Source organism: Bradyrhizobium sp. USDA 223 (assembly GCF_044909005.1).
Lineage (GTDB): Bacteria > Pseudomonadota > Alphaproteobacteria > Rhizobiales > Xanthobacteraceae > Bradyrhizobium > Bradyrhizobium yuanmingense.
This window is the reverse complement of the sequence record NZ_JBIYDR010000001.1, coordinates 5,595,154-5,611,411: the sequence shown is the minus strand read 5'-3', so window position 1 is coordinate 5,611,411 and position 16,258 is coordinate 5,595,154. Positions and strand designations below refer to the sequence as shown.

Genomic DNA, 16,258 nt, shown 5'->3' with positions numbered 1-16,258 from the left:
GGGCAAGCCTAGGACCGACCGCGACTGCCGGAGACGTCTTACGGCTCGCGCACCTTTTGCTTCGCTCTTATGTCGACGACCTGCCGCCTGACGCAGATCCCGGCTACGAGACAAGGCGCGGTTCGAAGCCCTTCTCTTCTCTGCCTGTGGACGTGGCGATGAGCGATGGAGGTTGGCGTGTACTCGAATACGAAAGCGAGCTGATGATGTCCTTGCGTGAGCGTGACATTTCAGCTTTAGCTCGACTTCGTCCCCTCATCGAAAAGCATCTCGGTCCAGAATGGCAACATCAAGCACTGACGGGTCAGCTATCGCCATAACAGCAGCGCGTGAGCATCTCTTATCAGGGAAGCCGCTAACGCGACTGGAGGCATTAGTGCTGTTCGGCTTGTCGAACCTACCAGAACTTGTCTACGAGATGCGGAAGAAGCAGGGCTTCGTCGTCGAATCGCGTAAGGTCTCCTATGCCAGGGCGATGGTGCGAATCAACGAGTATGCTGTGCTGAAGCCCCCTCCGAATTTGCCAATTCGAGACATCATGTTCACGGAGTACTGGATTAGTAAATGAAACGACGCTTCTCGTTTCGGCAGCGACTAATCCTTTCGCTGTTGAGCGGGGGGCGATGTGGTCAATGCGGAGAGAGACTAAGTGGTAGTTTCCACGCCGATCACCGGACGCCGTTTTCAAGAGGTGGGCCTACCGTCGTCCTAAATGGGCAGGCCTTGTGTGAGCGTTGCAACCTTTCGAAAGGATCAAAGCAAATGCAGCTCAGGCCGTGGCAGGCACAGGCCCTCCAAAAGGCTTTGAAATGGTTGGTCGAAAAACGTAGCGACAAGCATTTTCTCATCAACGCCGCACCGGGTGCGGGTAAGACGATTGCCGCCTGCACCATCGCGAAAAATCTCATCGACTTGGGTGAGATTGATCGAGTCGTCGTCATCGCACCTCGAATCGAGGTCGTGAAGCAGTGGGCTAAGGATTTCTATGCAGTGACCGGCCGCTTCATGGGCCGAGTGACCGGCGGCGATGATCGTATCGACATTGACGTTTGTGCCACATGGGCGGCTGTACAGAGCCTACAGGACGCGTTTCAGCAGGTATGCCAAAGTTCGCGCGTGCTTATCATCTGTGACGAACATCATCATGCAGCTGTCGAGGCCGCTTGGGGAGCCGGCGCGAGCGGAGCGTTCGCAGACGCAAAGTTTACATTAGTGCTCACAGGTACGCCCATCAGGTCGGATGGAAAGAAATCGATTTGGATGGCCTACACGGATCAAGGCCAGATCGATCATCCTGAAGACGGCTCCTATACACTGAGCTATGGTGAGGCGGTCGAGCTGGGATACTGCAGGCCGGCGACTTTCCATCGTCATGAGGGCAAGTTCACTGTTGACCTGGAGGATGGCGAGAAGGTCACAGTCTCTGGTAAGCATGAAGCGCAGCTTACGCCGACTCTGAAGCGAATTCCCGGCCTTCAAAGAGCACTCAACTTTTACAAGCTCGCTTGCACGGCCCAATTTGAAGCGGACGGCAAGACCCCCCGGATTGACGGTTACCAGGCCACGATGCTGGAGTGGGCGAGCAACAAGCTCGACGACTTGCGCTTGCGAATGCCCAATGCGGGTGGATTGGTCATTGCTCCGTCCATCGAGATGGCCGAGTACATGGTTGCTTTGATCGAAAGGGTGGAGGGGGAACGCCCGACCATCGTGCATAGCCAGCTTCCCAACGCCGACAGTCGGATCGACAGCTTCCGACATACGGACAAGCGCTGGCTTGTCTCAGTTGCAATGATCTCGGAAGGTGTCGACATCGCGCGCCTTCGAGTGCTCGTTTATCTCCCGAACGCGATGACTGAGTTGGCGTTTCGCCAAGCCATTGGTCGCGTTGTACGCACTGCTGGGCCCGATGATGACACGCGGGCGTATGTCGTCATGCCATCCTTCGACGTGTTCGAGGCTTTCGCTATACGCATCGAGCAAGAGATGCCAGCCTTTCACCGCAAGGACACGGGCGCTCCAAAGACAAAAAAGTGCCCCTCGTGCGCGAGTGAAATTCAAATCGGTGCCAAATTCTGCGACGCCTGCGGCTTCGAGTTTCCGCCAGTTCCTGCTCGTTTCAAGCCGTGCGGAAAATGCGGTGGACTGAACGTTATGAGCGCCAAGTCCTGCCAGCACTGCGGCGAAGGATTCGGGACGGAATTCGTCTTAACATTGGACGAGGCACTTCGCGCGGGAGCCATCGTCCGAGGCATGGATTTGGACGAAGAGGAAGTCCAAGAAGCAGAGGCAATGGCAGGTACGCTGAGGAAGCATGTGCTCGCGAGTGGCGACCAGAACATCGTCAGGCTAATGAAGCAGCTACCTGAAGAAAGCTGGGCGCGCCTTAAGAAGATACTCAGCGATCAACCTTAGCCTTTTTTTCGTCATGTCTTGGCGGCCCAAGGAAACGCTTCAGCCTTCGGCTGACACGACCAAGATTCGAAAGCTCGCACTCCCAAACGACAAGGGTTTGCCAGCCTGCCTCCTCGGCCGCTTCCAACAGCCGCTTATCGCGAGCCTTATTGTTCTCGAATTTCCTCTCCCAAAATTCTTTTCGTGAACTAGGCAGTTTAAACACACGACAGTTTTCATGTGCGTGCCAGAAGCAACCGTGGATGAACACCGCCTTCTTGCGCTTTGTAAAGGCGACATCGGGCCGGCCCGGAACCCCGCCTAGATGAATTCTGTAGCGATAGCCGATTTCGGTGAGGAGCTGTCGCACCATGAGCTCGGGCCGAGTGTTGCAGCGCCCGATCCGCGCCATATGTGCGCTACGCTGTTCTGGTGTCAGGCGATCAGCCATTTGGTGCGCAGGCGTCAGTGACACGATTTAGGGAGGGTTGGCGGCAGTTCCAACCGGGCGCTCCACAGTCCATTCCAACCGAAGAGCCCCTCAGACTTGAAGCAGCGCCCCCTTATGCTAGTCAAGTCAAGACGCTGGGCCTCAGTGTAGGATCTGGGAGCAGTGATTCGTGGGCAGCGGTCATCGGCTCGAACTGGCCGTAAGGAGCTCCTTTTGAAAACGCTTAGGGTTGTCGACCTATTCTGTGGTCCCGGTGGCATCAGCGAGGGGCTCAGGCAGGCTGGACTGGTGTCGGTGTATGCGCTCGATAAGGATCGTGCGGCAACGGACACGTTTGCAAAAAACCATCCCGAGGCGACAGTCGTCCGAGCAGATGTGACGGGTTTTGATCCCGACAGCTTGCCTGAATTCGATGTGCTCGTCGGAGGACCTCCGTGCATCGAATTTTCGAGCTCAAAAGGATCAAAGGGCAACATCCTTGAGGGGCTGAGACTTGTGCAGGAATACCTGCGCGTGGTCTACGAGCGTTCCCCCCGATACTGGATTATGGAGAACGTCCCACGGATTGTGCTTCATCTACCAGAAGAGATACCTCTGAGGTGGATTGGAGTGAACAAGCCCGGTAGCTTGCATGTGCCGGTACGCACGTATTTTGACTGTGCCGATTTCGGAGTGCCGCAAGCGCGCAGACGATTTTTGATGGGGAATTTTCCCGTACCCCAACCCACACATACCGCACAAACTAGCTCTCCCGATCTGTTCGGCAGCTCTGAGAAAGCTCGCTTGCCATGGGTGACGCTAGGGGGGATTTTGCGCGCATTGCCCGACCCCCTCAGAGCGAAAGGCTCTGGTGTTGTCACAGATCCAAATTATGGGTTTGAGCTTCCGCGCGAGGAACTCACGGACCATTTTCATCCGGTGTTGCTCAACGAGCGTGAGACCAGGAATATTAGAAACGCTAAGGTCGCGCATCCTTTCATGGGAAAAATGGCATTCCCTGACGAGGAGGGCCGGCCCGCTCGAACTGTGGTAGCCACACAGCTCGGCCGAGAAACACTGGTGATAGGTGCCGTCGCAAAAGGGAGGACTTTGTTTCGGCGCGCAACCGTTCGGGAGTGCGCTACCCTCCAGAGCTTTCCGATTTCGTACCAATTCTTCGGTGGCAGCTTGAACGCCAGATATCGGTTGGCGGGCGATGCGGTGCCCCCTCGGCTTTCCTACCTTATCGGGCAGGAGATTCGCAGGCTTGAAGGACACAACGAGCTCAAGGGCCCGCTTCTGGCTACGAGGCCAAGCGAGCTGTCACCTCCCGCAAGCCTAAGGCCTCCTCGGCTCAAGCCCGCCGTGTTCCCCGTGAACCGAAGGTTCGGGGAGTTGGTCCCCGGGAAGGAAGTGAGGGGCTGTCGGGTAGAGCTAGACAACTCGGGCATCAACGAACCGATGCTCGCTCAACTCGCAAAAGGCAATCACATCCTTTTGTGGAAAGCCCGTCTTTACGTCGGTGAAGGCAGCAAGAACCTAAAGACCGAAACCTTCTCTATCGAAGCCGCGCTGGAAGAGGTGGCATCGTATTGCGCTGTGAACCGCGAAGTTGCCAAGCGATTTGAGGCGATGTTGGGGGAAGCGGAGAAGCGGCTCGTGGGGAGGGTGCCTGATGCAAGCACGCTGCAGGCAAACTGGACGGGAAGATGTGTTGGCCCTCTTGGTCCTGAGCAGGTCGTCGACGAACTCTCCCAGCTTGTAGACAGGCACTTTCCAGCGCAGAAGTATGCAAACACGTTCATGCCACTGTCGGGCAAGTCACGCATAGTGCCGGACCGAGGGCTGCGCGTTAGGCTCGCTGCTGCGCTGGTGCTCACCGCCTATTGTGCGGCGCTGATTAACGAGGATACGCACTGGGTGGAGGTCAATTCCGACAGCCGGTTTATTTCTCCTGAGTGGCCGACAGGGGGACGAACTCGAGCGGCGAAGAAGGTGCACATCTTCAGTCCGGCTGATCAATTATCGCGCCTTGTTAAGGCCCGTGCTTCCGAGAGCGCTTTCCGCGTTTCGCACGCCTCCTCTGAGGCTTTTCCGAGTAAGGCGGCAGCAGCTCGGTCGGCTTAACTCCGAGCGCGTGTGCGAGCAGGAAAATCGTCTCAAGTGACGGGCTCTTAAGGCCCCTCTCTAGCTGGCTGATATACGTCCTGTGGACCCCAGCTGAGAATGCCAGCTCCTCCTGAGATGCTCCCGCCTGTTGACGGAGGGCACTGAGGAGAAGCCCGAACGCTTTGCTGAGCTCGCTCATGTTGCAAGCACTTGCACCGACGTTTCGACCGGCCTGAGTATCTTTTTTCCGCGCTCGCCGGTGAAGACCTCGTACTTGTTGCCGTCTCTCCCCGTGAGGGTCTTTGACGTGCTTACTGGCTCGAAAAGCTGACTGTCACTGCCGAGGAAAGATGCCTTGTGAGAGAATCCGTCTGGAGCGAAACCAAATTCCCAGAGCGGAAGCACAACCATCCGCTTGTAGTTTCGCTGCTTCAGCTCCTGGAAGCTGCCATTGCGATTGGACACGGGCCAGATGCGACAGGCGCAAGTGTTCTTATCGATGGACGTTATGAATACGCCCGCGTCAATCTCGCCCTCTCCATACAGAAAACCCAGCTTGTAGAGGGAACGGAACGAGCTCGCGATGTTTCCTGTTTCGAACTCCAGCCCCACCCTTACAGTCAGGGGCTCTGAGCTTGGAACCGCGTAGGCTTGCAGGTGGACCGGGAGACCATCGGGATAGACGAAAGGTCGGCTCACGTACGCGCCGTAGAGCTTCGTAAACAGGCGATCCAGTGTTCCAGCTTCGCTGAGCGCCGTCGCGCCTTCGGGCGTGATTAAGAACGACTGAAAGTAAGCGACAAAGCGGTCCGCCGCGATGCGGTAAGTCGGGCCCTCCGTCCTGAGCTCGACGTATGCGTCGATCCTCTGCTCAAGCAGTTCCTTCTCTTTGGTCCACCCCAGACCTTCAAGGTGGGCGAGAAAGGTCTTGCTGATGAACGCCGCTGAGTTCATCACGCAGGGCGTCACCCTGCCGCGGTCATTCTCCGCGAACCAAAGGCTGTCGTTGACTATGAAGTCGTTGCCAAGCGTTCGCACGGCCTGCAGGGCAGCTGTGACCGCCTGGGAGACTTGGGTGCTGATTGCCGCGCTAACCGAACCCGGTTGTGCTACGGCCGTCACCTTCAAGAGCCCCTCCCACCCAAAAACGGGGGCATCTGAAAGAAGGCGCAGCTACTGGTCGACAGACTATAGTATTCAAGCCACAGGCGTTTCGGGTTGCTGAAGCTCGCTAACACCATGTTGCAAAATACAAAATCCTGCTACAAAAGAGGCTGACGCGAGCACAAATTCGCTAGTCTTTTCAATGCTGATGCGGCTGGTTCGTGGTTCCCACCCAACTGTACCAATGATCGCAATGATTGGCGCGCGATGCAGCATTTCTCCGATCGCTGAGTTTCGACGCATTGTTAGACTGTCCACAGTGTGGGCGGGGAGCATTGCTGACCGCGCGACTTGGCGATCGCCGGTGGGATTGTGGGGCTGAGCCCAACTGCGACGAGGCTTGAATCCATCGCTGCCTGTGCTTAGATGCCAATTGGCCGAGTTCTTAAGGCATTTGGCACAGGGCTTGCCGAGGCAGAAACCATGGGTAAGAACGAGCGCAGTGGCAAAGGCGTCGCTCGAGTTTCTTCGCGAGGCGTTCGCGCCCCCGGCTCCCTGACTAGCAAGCAGATCAAGGCGATTGCAGTGTCGGCCCTTACTCAGCGGCCTGACCATAAGAGGGGGTCTAGTAAATCTCCTTACAAGTCTCGCAAGTCGGCACAGCCTGAACGCCTCTCCGCGGCCGAGCCGGACCCGACCTATCAACCGCAACCCGGCGCCGTTGTCGTGCGAGGGCATTTCGATGCGGTCACGGGGCTCTCGACAATCACCGATGCGCCGTCGCTCGGGCTCGCCAGAACCGCGGATGAAGCGCACTCCTCGGCCGAGCTGTTCGACGTCGTCATCGATGCCAACAGCCTCTTCCGCATCGAGCCCGCTGCGCTCAAACGCCTTGCCAATTACAGCGATGACGAAATCCACGCGCTCGTCGTGCCCAAGCGCACGCTCGCGCGGCGGCTGTCGGACGGCGAGCCGTTGACGGTCGAGGAGACCGACAAGGCCGTTCGGCTCGCGCGGGTCGACCGGCTCGCCGCAAACGTGTTTGGCGAGGTCGCAAAGGCGCACCGCTGGCTGCGCAAGCCGAAGAAGGCACTCGGCGGGGAGACGCCACTTGCCTATCTCGCGACGGAAGCGGGCGCGCGCGTGGTCGAGGAGATGTTGCATCGGATCGACCACGGCATCCTCGCTTGAGGATTCGGCGTGCGGATCTGGCGGATCTCTAATTTCGATGATCTTTCCGGTATTGGCGGCCTGAAGGCCGACGGCCGCTGGCACGATCGCGGCCGGCACGTTGTCTACGCCGCGGATCATCCGGCTTCGGCGCTACTCGAAGTGATGGTGCATCTGGAAATCGATGTGGAGGACTTGCCGACCAGCTACCAACTGCTTCGTATTGACGTGCCTGATAACCTGGCTGTCGAAAAGGTGAGCTTGGGCGATATTGAGAGAGTATCGCCGAATTGGGCCGGGGATCCCAGGGTGACACGCGATGTGTTGAGGCCGTGGTTCGACGAGATGCGCACGGCCGTGGTGTCGGTGCCGTCGGTCATCGTACCGTTTGCGCAGAACTATCTCCTCAATCCGAGACACGTGGATGCGGCGCGCATCCGCGTGTCTCATGTCGGGCGCTATCCTCACGACGAGCGGCTGTTTGGGCTGCGAACGGGCAAAGTCTGAGGTTGATGGTTTCCTGCTTTGCGCACGTCTGGGCAAACATCCCGAGATCAGCCAACATCGCCAATCTTGGAGCTCGAGAAAATGATCTCAGCCGACTATTGCCGCCTTATGGCCCGCTACAACACTTGGCAGAACGCCTCTTTGGTAACGACCGCCGACGGGCTGACCCACGAGGATCGCTGGAAGGATCGAGGGGCGTTCTTCCGGTCGATCGCAGCGACGTTGAACCATCTCTATTGGGCTGATGCCCTGATTCTGGAGCGGCTGAAGGGAAACGCGCGTCCAGAGGAAACGATCAAGCATTCCCTCACAAGTCCTTCGGATTGGGATGCCTTCAAGGCGCTCCGCTTGCAACGGAACGAGGAAATCGAAGCGTGGTCAGCGCGATTGCGCGACGCGGACCTGAACGGGATGCTTGTTTGGTATCCCGGGGACGGCTCAACTCGAATCGAGAAGCCAAAGACGCTCGTTGCTATTCAACTCTTCAATCACCAGACCCACCATCGAGGTCAGGTCCACGCGATGTTGACGGCCGCGGGTGCAGACCCGGAGCCGACTGACATTCATCTTCTGGCGTAGCGCGAGGACGCTTCGATCCATCTCATCGCGTGTCAGGAGATCATCGCCTTTACCTGCGCCGTATCCGCAAACTCGATCAGCTCAACGATCTTGCCGTCTTGAAGCCTGAATAGGTCCAGAATCTCGGTGCTGGAAACCTGGCCGGTTGGACGGTATCGAACGTCGACGCGGGAATGGATGGCGACACGGTCGCCGTCGACCAGCTCAGCCAGGATCTCGCGGCCTTCGAAGCCGAAGTCTTCGATCAATTTGCTGAAGGCACCACGCAGGTTCGGGTGTCCCTCCACGCTTCCCGTCAATTCGAGCGCATTCTTGTCGCCCATCAAGGTGAACAGACCCTTGGGATCAAACTCTGATACCAAACCCTCAGCGTCATCGTTGTCGCGTGCAGCGTAAGCGCGCCTGACGGTTGCAAGCATCTCTTCGCGTTGTGCCATGTTACCCTCCCTGACGTATCAGCGGAGCCTAGCGACCTTTGCGTGCAAAGGCAAAATGATTGAACTGTGCTGCACGACCTTCCACCCGCCACCATCCGCACCGCCACCGGCAGCGTCATCGCCGCCCCTAGGACCACCAGAGACGGGGTCACCAGCCGGTATTTCGGTGAAAGTGCACGAAGCTCCACAACGGGCGACGCTCTCCCGAACGCTTATATCCAAGCCGTGCGAGCGAATTGGGACTTGGCTCGGCTGGACAAATTGGCCATTTGGAGTAGCCTTTCTCAGACACGGCAACATGTTAGCGGAGGTTCTCCGTGGAACATCGCGGCGTAAGCTTCTCGATTGTTCAAATGAGCTACCCGGCTGGTTAGAAGTGGACTGTCGGAAAGGGCCGAACAGTGTCGGTCGGTGTCTGTGCGACGAGGCTCGACGCGATCCGCCAGGCTCGGACCTTCATCGACGCGATCTTGGACTGGGCTGCCTAGCCTCAAGTCAAATTGCCCGCCTTCGATTGGTCATGCCGAGCAGCGTAAACCCGGCAGCTGAATTTCTGTCGGTGCGCAGCTCTCTCCCTCCCGCCAGCACCCACACCACCACCGGCAGCGTCGCCGCAGCGTCCCCAGCGCCACTGCGCCCGAGACAGGGTTCACCAGCCGCTGATACTGCACAGCAAGAATGTACACATTCGCCCCTGTCGGCATCGCCGCGAACAGCACGATGACGCCGGCGGCAGGTCGAGCAATCTTCCCAGCACGAACGTAGCCGGCATTGCCGCAAGCCGGAGCGGCACACATCACCAAAATGCTCGGCCGCTCGCTCTTCATCTCTCGCGAAACGAATAGATGCCGAGCTTGATCAGCGCCGTCGGCGAGCCCGATGCGCAAAGGATGTAATGATTGTTCGGAAGACTGCCGAGATTGCAGGTCGTGCATCAGGTAAGCCAGTCGATCTTACTCTTTGGGCGCGCCTCAAAGTCTTTTCGAGGAAAGCGACGACGGGTGTAAGCTGTTTCACAGCAGCCGACTTGCTGCACGCTTAAGATCGCTCTGCACTTCTACGTTCTTGCGCGGCTCGTCCGTACAAGATGTCGCTCTCTGTTGAAACAACGAGGAGCATGAAGATGAAGACGTTTCTTGCAACGAAATCCCCATTCCTGATTGTCGCCACTCTTGCAGTCTGCATCGGCACTGCGCGTGCCGATGTCATCATGGACTGGAATGCGAAAGCAGATGCGATTGCCGCTGAAAAGAAGGTCCTGCCTGTGCCACAGGCCCGGACGATGTCGATGCTGCACGTTGCCATGTTCGAGGCCGTCAACGCGATCGACAGGCGATACACTCCATACAAGCTGGATCTCGTGTCAGGCCGCTCCACGTCCAAGGAAGCGGCGGCGGCTGCTGCGGCCTACAACATTCTTCTGACGATCTATCCGGACCAGAAATCTGCCCTTGATACCGCCCTCCATGCATCGCTTTCCGGCATTCCGGACACGGAGGGAAAGGCGAATGGAATCGAGCTTGGAACGATGGCCGCTTCCGGCGTGATAGCATTGCGCAGGAATGACGGCAGTGACGTCCAGGAGACTTATCGTCCCTATACAGGCCCGGGGGCCTATGTGCCGACCGTGGTGCCGATCGGCACGACGGTCGGAGCAATGACCCTTGGGTCATGACTTCGGTCTCACAATTCCGTCCAGCGCCGCCACCGGCGCTTGATTCCGAGATCTGGACCAGAGACGTCAACGAAATTCGGGAGCTCGGTGCTCGCAACAGCACCACCCGAACGGCAGAGCAGACCGCGATCGGGCGAGCCTGGTTTCTGGTCGGGCCTCCCAGCTTCAATCCAATCGTCCGGCAAGTCGCATTGGCCAAGAATATGGACGTCGTGGACTGCGCTCGTCTCTTCGCCCTCGCCGAGATCGCGGGGAACGACGCAATCGTTGCCGTCCTTGATGCGAAGTATCACTACAATTTTTGGCGGCCAATGACGGCCATACGCAACGCGGACATCACGCACAATCCGAAGACGCCACGCGAACCGTCCTGGTTGCCGCTGGGCGAAACGCCGATGCATCCCGAATACCCCTGTGCCCACTGTATCGTATCGGCGGCGGTTTCCACGGTTCTCCGGTCCATCGCCGGCGATGAAGTCGGAGAGCTAACGATGACTAGCCCCACTGCGCCAGGGGTGACTCGCAAATGGACCAAGCTCCAGGATTATAGCGATGAGGTCTCAAATTCCCGCATCTATGCCGGTTTCCATTACCGTTTCTCGACGGAGGTCGGAAAGGACATGGGCCGTAAGATCGGTGACTTGGTTGTCGGGACACAGCTTCGCGGGCTGGAAGCGCGAGCTGAACCGAAGCAGTAAGCCGGCGTGCAGGTAAACTGCGAACACACAGAGGTCGAGAAGCGCTCGACATCGAGGCATCCAGGCTTGAGATAGCAGAACAAGTCGACGTTCGAACATGGTGGGCAGGCAGCCAGTGCTCTGCCCACTTATATGGTGGCTTGCTGCCCGCTCTGAAGCAAATCGAACCTCATCGTCCGTCAGGAGATCATCGCCTTGATCTGCGCCGTATCCGCAAACTCGATCAGCTCCGCGATCTTGCCGTCCTGAAATGTGAACAGGTCCACGATCTCGGTGCTGACCGCTTTCCCGGTCGGGTGGTATCGCACGGTGACGCGGGAGTGGACGGCGACGCGATCGCCGTCGACCAGCTCGGCGAGGATCTCGCGGCCTTCGAAGCCGAAGCCCTTGGTGAATTGGCCGAAAGCTTCGCGCAGGGTCGGGTGGCCCTGCATGCGTCCTGTCAATTCGAGCGCACTCTTGTCGCCCATCAGGGTGAACGCGCCCTCGGGATGAAAGGCCGTCACCAGGCTATCGGTGTCGCCGCCGTCGCGCGCGGCGTAGCCGGCCCTGATCAATGCGAGCATGTCTTCGCGGTTCGCCATGGGCCCCTCCCTGCAATATGTATCGGGGCAGCCTAGCGACCTTTGCGTGCAAAGGCAAAAAGATCGCGCGGCTCCAGCGCGACGAAGCAGGACGGTTCGTCTTCGTTCCCCGATTGTGGAAGAAAACGATGGCCAGCACCGGCGAACCTTTTCATAGCCCCAGGTGTTTGTAGCTGCGGCAGGACAGACAACGCTGAGGGAGCTTAGCTATGAACGGTATCATCTATATCATCGGGCTGATCGTCGTGATTGCTGCGGTGCTCTCGTTCTTCGGCCTGCGCTGATTGGCAATTCGGCGCGAAGCCGTGCGGCGTCGCCCGCCAAGCTTCCGACCCCTAGCTCGCCACCACCCACACCACCACCGGCAACGTCGCCGCCGCCAGCAGCGTCCCCAGTGCCACTGCGCCCGAGACCGGGTTCACCAGCCGCTGATACTGCACGGCAAAAATGTACGCATTCGCCCTGGTCGGCATCACTGCGAGCAGCACGATGACCCCGGCAGCCACCGGCGGCAGGTCGAGCAGCTTGGCCAGCCCGAACGCGGCTGCCGGCATCGCCGCCAGCTTCAGCGCGCACATCACCAGGATGCTCAGCTTCTCGCCCTTCACCTCGAAAGCGGGGCCGGTTGATGCCAAGCGATCAGTGCGGCTCGAAGGGGGGCATCCGCAACGTTGCTCAAAGCCGGCTTTGTCCGCGGCCACCGTAGCTCCTCCATTCGCAATGCGCTATCGGTAGCGAGCCAATGACGTTTGATGGACAAGCAAGCAGGCGGAAAAGATCGTGAGTTTTTTCGAACGTCTCAAGACGGCCGCGTCCACTGAGTGGCGGGCCTATACGGAGCATCCCTTCACGAACGGATTGGCGGACGGCTCGCTCCCCGAAGCGGCGTTTCGTCACTACCTCATTCAGGACTATTTGTTCCTCATCGAGTTTGCTCGCGCCTACGCGCTCGCGGTCTACAAGTCGCCCAGGCTTGCCGACATGCGTGAAGCCACGGCCGGCCTGTCGGCCATCCTCGATGTCGAGATGAACCTGCATGTGAAGCTCTGTGCCGAATGGGGCCTGTCCCCGAGCGACCTTGAACAAGCCCCTCCGGCGGCCGAGATGCTGGCCTATACGCGCTATGTGTTAGATGCGGGAATGCGCGGCGATCTGCTGGCGCTCAAGGTCGCGCTTGCTCCTTGCGTGATCGGGTACGCGGAGATCGCAACGAGGCTCGTCTCGCGCCCCGGTGCGGATGCTGCGACGAACGCCTATCGCGTCTGGATCGACGAATATGCCGGCGCGCCCTACCAGGAGGTCGCTGCCAGGGCGCAGGCGCATATGGAGCATCTCGCCGATCGCTACGCCACGCCGGCCCGCGAGGCCGAGCTGATTGCGATCTTCAAGGAAGCCACCCGCCTGGAGGCAGACTTCTGGGAGATGGCCTGGCGCGCCGGCCAGGCTGGTGCATAGCGGTGTCGGCAATCGACGGGCCGCCCTACTTGCCTCCCGCCACCACCCACACCACCACCGGCGACGTCACCGCCGCCAGCAGGGTGCCGAGCGCCACCGCGCCCGACACCGGGTTTACCAGGCGCTGATACTGCACCGCGAAGATGTAGGCGTTCGCGCCGGTCGGCATCGCCGCGAACAGCACGACGACGCCGGCGGCGACGGGTGGCAGGTCGAGCAGTCTGGCCAGCACGAACGCCGCGGCCGGCATGGCGAGCAGCTTGAGCGCGCACATCACCAGGATGCTCAGCTTCTCGCCCTTCACCTCGAAGCGGAACAGGTTGATGCCGAGCGCGATCAGCGCCGCCGGCGAGCCCGCCTGCGCCAGCAGCTCGATCGTCTTGTCGACGACGGGGGTGAGGCCGAGTCCGGCAAGGCGCCAGACCACGCCGAAGCCGATCGCCAGCATCAACGGGTTGCGTGCTAGGTCGGCGATCACGGGCCAGATGATCGCGAGCGGTGAGCCCGTCTGCTTGCGGCTGACCAGCTCCATCTGCAGGATGCCGCAGAGCCAGAGCAGCGGCGTGTTCACCGACAGAATCAGCGCCATGGGTCCCGCCGCCTCGTTGCCGAGCGCGGAGAGCACGAGGGGAATGCCGAGCATCACGATGTTGCCGTAGACCGAGCCGATCGCGAACACGACGCCGTCCTCGCTGCTGCCGCGCCGCCCGCGCAGGAGTGCGGAGATCATGAGCGCCGCGATCCAGGTCAGCGCCAGCGCGCCGTAATAGGCGCCCCACATTCGCCAGGGGCTGACGTCGGGGAATTCCGAGACGACGATGGTGCGGAAGAGGAGGGCAGGGATCGCGATGCTGAAGGCGAACTCGCTGATGCCCTTGTGAGCGACCTCCGAGACGAAGCGAAACAGCACAGCGGCATAGCCGGCCGCGATCAGCGCAAACACCGGCGCGACGATCAGCAAGGTGGCCATGCGCCTCTACGACCCCAGCCCAATGATCCTCCGCGCCATGCGCACATTGGCATAGTCGATCATCTTGCCGTCCAGCGTCACCGCGCCCTGGCCTTGCGCTTCGGCTTGCTCCATCGCCTCGACCACCCGCCGCGCCTCTTCCAGCTCCTCGGCCGAGGGCGTGAACGCGCGCAGCGTCGGCTCGATCTGGTCGGGGTGGATCACCTGCTTGCCGTCAAAGCCCATCGCGGCGGCCTTTTGCGCGCTGGCCTCGGTCAGCCCAGCATCGCGGAACGCGCCGCAGGGGCCATCGATCGCCCGCAGGCCGTGCGCGCGGGCGGCGACCAGCAGGCGCATCATGGGATAGGCGAACAGGTCGAGCGGCGCTGTGGCGTAGCCGCTTTGCGCTGAGCCGACGTGGCGATAGCCATCCGGCGAGATGCCGATGTCGGAGGTGCGGGCGCCGAGCGAGGCCGCGAGGTCGCCGACGCCGAGATGCAGCGCGGCCACGCTGTCGTGGCACGCGGCGAGGGCGTCGACATTGACGAGGCCAAGCGCCGTCTCGATCAGCAGCTCGAGCGTAACAGGCGCGGCGCGATCGGACGCGGCTGCGCGCAGCTGATCGGCCATGGCGACGATGTCGCTCACCCGCTCCGCCTTCGGCACGATCACAGCATCCAGCCGGGGCAGGGCCGCCAGAGCGCGGATCTCCTCTGCGATGAACGGGCTGTCGACGGCATTGAGCCTGACCGCGACATGCTTGCTGCCCCAGTCGAGCGAGGATAGCGCGCGGGCGGCCTCCGCCAGCGCAACGCCCTTCTCGGCGGGCGGCACGGCGTCCTCGAGGTCCATGAACACCGCGTCCGCCAATGATGCCGCAGCCTTGGCGACGAGACGGGCGCGATGCGCGGGAACGGCGAGATAGGCCCGCGTCGGCCGGAGCGAGACCATTGTCACGCCTCCTTGCTGAGGCCGAGTTCGCCGAGGATCGACGCGTTGTGCTCGCCGACATCAGGCACCGGGTCCATGCGCGGCGTCACGCCGGGAATGGTGAGCGCGGGCAGGAAGCTCATCACCGGACCGCACGGCGATCCCACGCTTCTCACCCGCGCGCGGGCATGCAGCTGCTCATGCTGGAGGAAGGCCTCGACCGAGTTCAGGTGCGCGTTGGCAATCGCGGCTTCGTCCAGCAGGCGCAACACCTCCGCGCTGGTCATGGCTGCAAAGCGCCGCTCGATATGCGCTTGCAGCTCGTCGCGGTTCTGCATGCGCAGCGGATTGGTGCGGAAGCGCGGGTCGTCGGCAAAGTCGGCATCATCAAGCACGATCAGGCACAGCGAGCGCCATTCCCGATCGTTCTGGATGCCGAAGAAGATCGTGTTGCCGTCGCCGACGCGGAACGGGCCGTAAGGCGCGATCGTCGCATGCTTGGCGCCGGTGCGCGGCAGCGGCCGGCCCGTGCTCTCAGTGTAGAACGCCGGATAGCTCATCCAGTCCGTGATGGAATCGAACAGCGAGGCCTGGAACGCCGTGCCCTTGCCCGTCCGCTCGCGGGCGTACAGCGCCATCAGCACGCCGTTCAGGATGTACATGCCGGTGGCGATGTCGACGACTGATAGCCCGACCTTGGCCGGCTCGGCCTCGGTGCCGTTGATGGCGAGCACGCCGGCCTCGCACTGCACCAAGAGATCATAGGCCTTCTTGTCGCTGTAAGGCCCGCCAGAGCCATAGCCCGAGACATCGCAAGCGATGAGGCGCGGAAACCTGCGCAGCAGCGAAGCGGCATCGAGGCCGAGCCGCTCCGCCGCGCCGGGCGCGAGGTTCTGGATGAATACATCGGTGCGCGGCAGCAGCGCGTCGAGCACCTTGCGCCCCTCGGGGCTCTTGATGTCGATCGCAAGGCTTTCCTTGGAACGGTTGGTCCAGACGAACTGGCTCGACATGCCGTTCATCACATGATCGTAGTCGCGGCAGAAATCGCCGCTGCCCGGCCGCTCGATCTTGATCACCCGCGCGCCCCAATCGGCGAGGTGCCGGCTCGCCAGCGGCGCCGCGATCGCCTGCTCCAGCGAAACCACCGTTACACCCGACAGCGGCAGCTCCGCCTCATTCCCCGTCATGTGAGTGTCCTCCTCGTGTGCGCTTTTCGACCAGCGCAGGAGACAGG

At 60.6% G+C, this 16,258-nt stretch carries 18 protein-coding genes and 1 pseudogene; 9 read left to right on the top strand and 10 right to left on the bottom strand.

All coding sequences use genetic code 11. From position 1 onward, the window contains the following. Positions 1-564: 564 nt before the first annotated feature. Both ABIA40_RS26060 and ABIA40_RS26055 read left to right on the top strand, forming a co-directional pair. Positions 565-744: pseudogene (locus ABIA40_RS26060) on the top strand (HNH endonuclease); the annotation flags it as partial. An 18-nt stretch (positions 745-762) separates the two neighbouring features. Next, positions 763-2,415: a DEAD/DEAH box helicase gene (locus ABIA40_RS26055; RefSeq protein ID WP_404546357.1), complete on the top strand. Its 1,653-nt coding sequence runs from the start codon at positions 763-765 to the stop codon at positions 2,413-2,415. Here the strand turns inward: ABIA40_RS26055 and ABIA40_RS26050 are convergent. After that, a complete protein-coding gene (locus ABIA40_RS26050) occupies positions 2,399-2,845 on the bottom strand; it encodes a very short patch repair endonuclease (protein WP_404543928.1) in 447 nt (148 codons plus the stop codon). The two genes, ABIA40_RS26055 and ABIA40_RS26050, sit on opposite strands and share 17 nt — an antisense overlap. 213 nt (positions 2,846-3,058) lie before the next feature. Here ABIA40_RS26050 and ABIA40_RS26045 point away from each other — a divergent pair, with 213 nt between their 5' ends. Next, positions 3,059-4,951, top strand: coding sequence for a DNA cytosine methyltransferase (locus ABIA40_RS26045; protein ID WP_404543925.1), 1,893 nt, complete (start codon positions 3,059-3,061; stop codon positions 4,949-4,951). On the opposite strand, the gene ABIA40_RS26040 is transcribed toward ABIA40_RS26045, so the two are convergent. Both ABIA40_RS26040 and ABIA40_RS26035 read right to left on the bottom strand, forming a co-directional pair. Continuing rightward, positions 4,860-5,132: a helix-turn-helix domain-containing protein gene (locus ABIA40_RS26040; RefSeq protein WP_404543923.1), complete on the bottom strand. Its 273-nt coding sequence runs from the start codon at positions 5,130-5,132 to the stop codon at positions 4,860-4,862. The genes ABIA40_RS26045 and ABIA40_RS26040 overlap by 92 nt on opposite strands. After that, positions 5,129-6,061, bottom strand: coding sequence for a hypothetical protein (locus ABIA40_RS26035; RefSeq protein ID WP_404543921.1), 933 nt, complete (start codon positions 6,059-6,061; stop codon positions 5,129-5,131). Before ABIA40_RS26035 ends, ABIA40_RS26040 begins: the two co-directional genes overlap by 4 nt. Before the next feature lie 702 nt (positions 6,062-6,763). On the opposite strand from ABIA40_RS26035, the gene ABIA40_RS26030 reads away from it, so the two are divergent. From ABIA40_RS26030 to ABIA40_RS26020, 3 genes are all read left to right on the top strand, one after another. Beyond that, on the top strand, positions 6,764-7,228 hold the full coding sequence (locus ABIA40_RS26030; protein ID WP_271538943.1) for an antitoxin Xre/MbcA/ParS toxin-binding domain-containing protein: 465 nt from the start codon (positions 6,764-6,766) through the stop codon (positions 7,226-7,228). A gap of 9 nt (positions 7,229-7,237) precedes the next feature. Continuing rightward, positions 7,238-7,714 carry an RES family NAD+ phosphorylase gene (locus ABIA40_RS26025; protein WP_271538941.1) on the top strand — a complete coding sequence of 159 codons (477 nt, stop codon included), beginning with the start codon at positions 7,238-7,240 and terminating at the stop codon, positions 7,712-7,714. An 81-nt stretch (positions 7,715-7,795) separates the two neighbouring features. Further along, positions 7,796-8,293, top strand: a complete 498-nt coding sequence (locus ABIA40_RS26020; protein ID WP_271538939.1) for a DinB family protein — start codon at positions 7,796-7,798, stop codon at positions 8,291-8,293. A gap of 32 nt (positions 8,294-8,325) precedes the next feature. Here ABIA40_RS26020 and ABIA40_RS26015 read toward each other — a convergent pair whose 3' ends face one another. Both ABIA40_RS26015 and ABIA40_RS26010 read right to left on the bottom strand, forming a co-directional pair. After that, the gene (locus ABIA40_RS26015) at positions 8,326-8,730 is read right to left on the bottom strand and encodes a nuclear transport factor 2 family protein (protein WP_404543917.1); all 405 of its coding nucleotides are present in this window, start codon (positions 8,728-8,730) and stop codon (positions 8,326-8,328) included. A 518-nt stretch (positions 8,731-9,248) separates the two neighbouring features. After that, positions 9,249-9,665 carry a hypothetical protein gene (locus tag ABIA40_RS26010; protein ID WP_404543915.1) on the bottom strand — a complete coding sequence of 139 codons (417 nt, stop codon included), beginning with the start codon at positions 9,663-9,665 and terminating at the stop codon, positions 9,249-9,251. A gap of 188 nt (positions 9,666-9,853) precedes the next feature. On the opposite strand from ABIA40_RS26010, the gene ABIA40_RS26005 reads away from it, so the two are divergent. Continuing rightward, positions 9,854-10,405, top strand: coding sequence for a hypothetical protein (locus ABIA40_RS26005; protein WP_404543913.1), 552 nt, complete (start codon positions 9,854-9,856; stop codon positions 10,403-10,405). Continuing rightward, on the top strand, positions 10,402-11,103 hold the full coding sequence (locus tag ABIA40_RS26000) for a vanadium-dependent haloperoxidase (protein ID WP_404543910.1): 702 nt from the start codon (positions 10,402-10,404) through the stop codon (positions 11,101-11,103). The genes ABIA40_RS26005 and ABIA40_RS26000 overlap by 4 nt, the downstream gene beginning before the upstream one ends. Before the next feature lie 179 nt (positions 11,104-11,282). On the opposite strand, the gene ABIA40_RS25995 is transcribed toward ABIA40_RS26000, so the two are convergent. Both ABIA40_RS25995 and ABIA40_RS25990 read right to left on the bottom strand, forming a co-directional pair. Beyond that, a complete protein-coding gene (locus tag ABIA40_RS25995) occupies positions 11,283-11,687 on the bottom strand; it encodes a nuclear transport factor 2 family protein (RefSeq protein WP_157285054.1) in 405 nt (134 codons plus the stop codon). A 335-nt stretch (positions 11,688-12,022) separates the two neighbouring features. Beyond that, on the bottom strand, positions 12,023-12,322 hold the full coding sequence (locus ABIA40_RS25990; RefSeq protein WP_275502508.1) for an AEC family transporter: 300 nt from the start codon (positions 12,320-12,322) through the stop codon (positions 12,023-12,025). A 145-nt stretch (positions 12,323-12,467) separates the two neighbouring features. Between ABIA40_RS25990 and tenA the strand changes: the two genes are divergently transcribed. Beyond that, positions 12,468-13,142 carry a thiaminase II gene (gene tenA / locus ABIA40_RS25985; RefSeq protein WP_404543908.1) on the top strand — a complete coding sequence of 225 codons (675 nt, stop codon included), beginning with the start codon at positions 12,468-12,470 and terminating at the stop codon, positions 13,140-13,142. Between the two features lie 25 nt (positions 13,143-13,167). Here the strand turns inward: tenA and ABIA40_RS25980 are convergent, their stop codons facing one another. Genes ABIA40_RS25980 through ABIA40_RS25970 form a run of 3 tightly spaced genes read right to left on the bottom strand, consistent with a single transcriptional unit; the run spans position 13,168 to position 16,211 of the window. After that, positions 13,168-14,112: an AEC family transporter gene (locus ABIA40_RS25980; RefSeq protein WP_404543906.1), complete on the bottom strand. Its 945-nt coding sequence runs from the start codon at positions 14,110-14,112 to the stop codon at positions 13,168-13,170. Between the two features lie 6 nt (positions 14,113-14,118). Then, complete coding sequence (locus ABIA40_RS25975; protein ID WP_404543904.1) at positions 14,119-15,042, bottom strand: HpcH/HpaI aldolase/citrate lyase family protein; 924 nt, start codon at positions 15,040-15,042, stop codon at positions 14,119-14,121. 2 nt (positions 15,043-15,044) lie between these two features. Beyond that, a complete protein-coding gene (locus tag ABIA40_RS25970; RefSeq protein ID WP_404543902.1) occupies positions 15,045-16,211 on the bottom strand; it encodes a CaiB/BaiF CoA transferase family protein in 1,167 nt (388 codons plus the stop codon). Positions 16,212-16,258 lie beyond the last annotated feature (47 nt).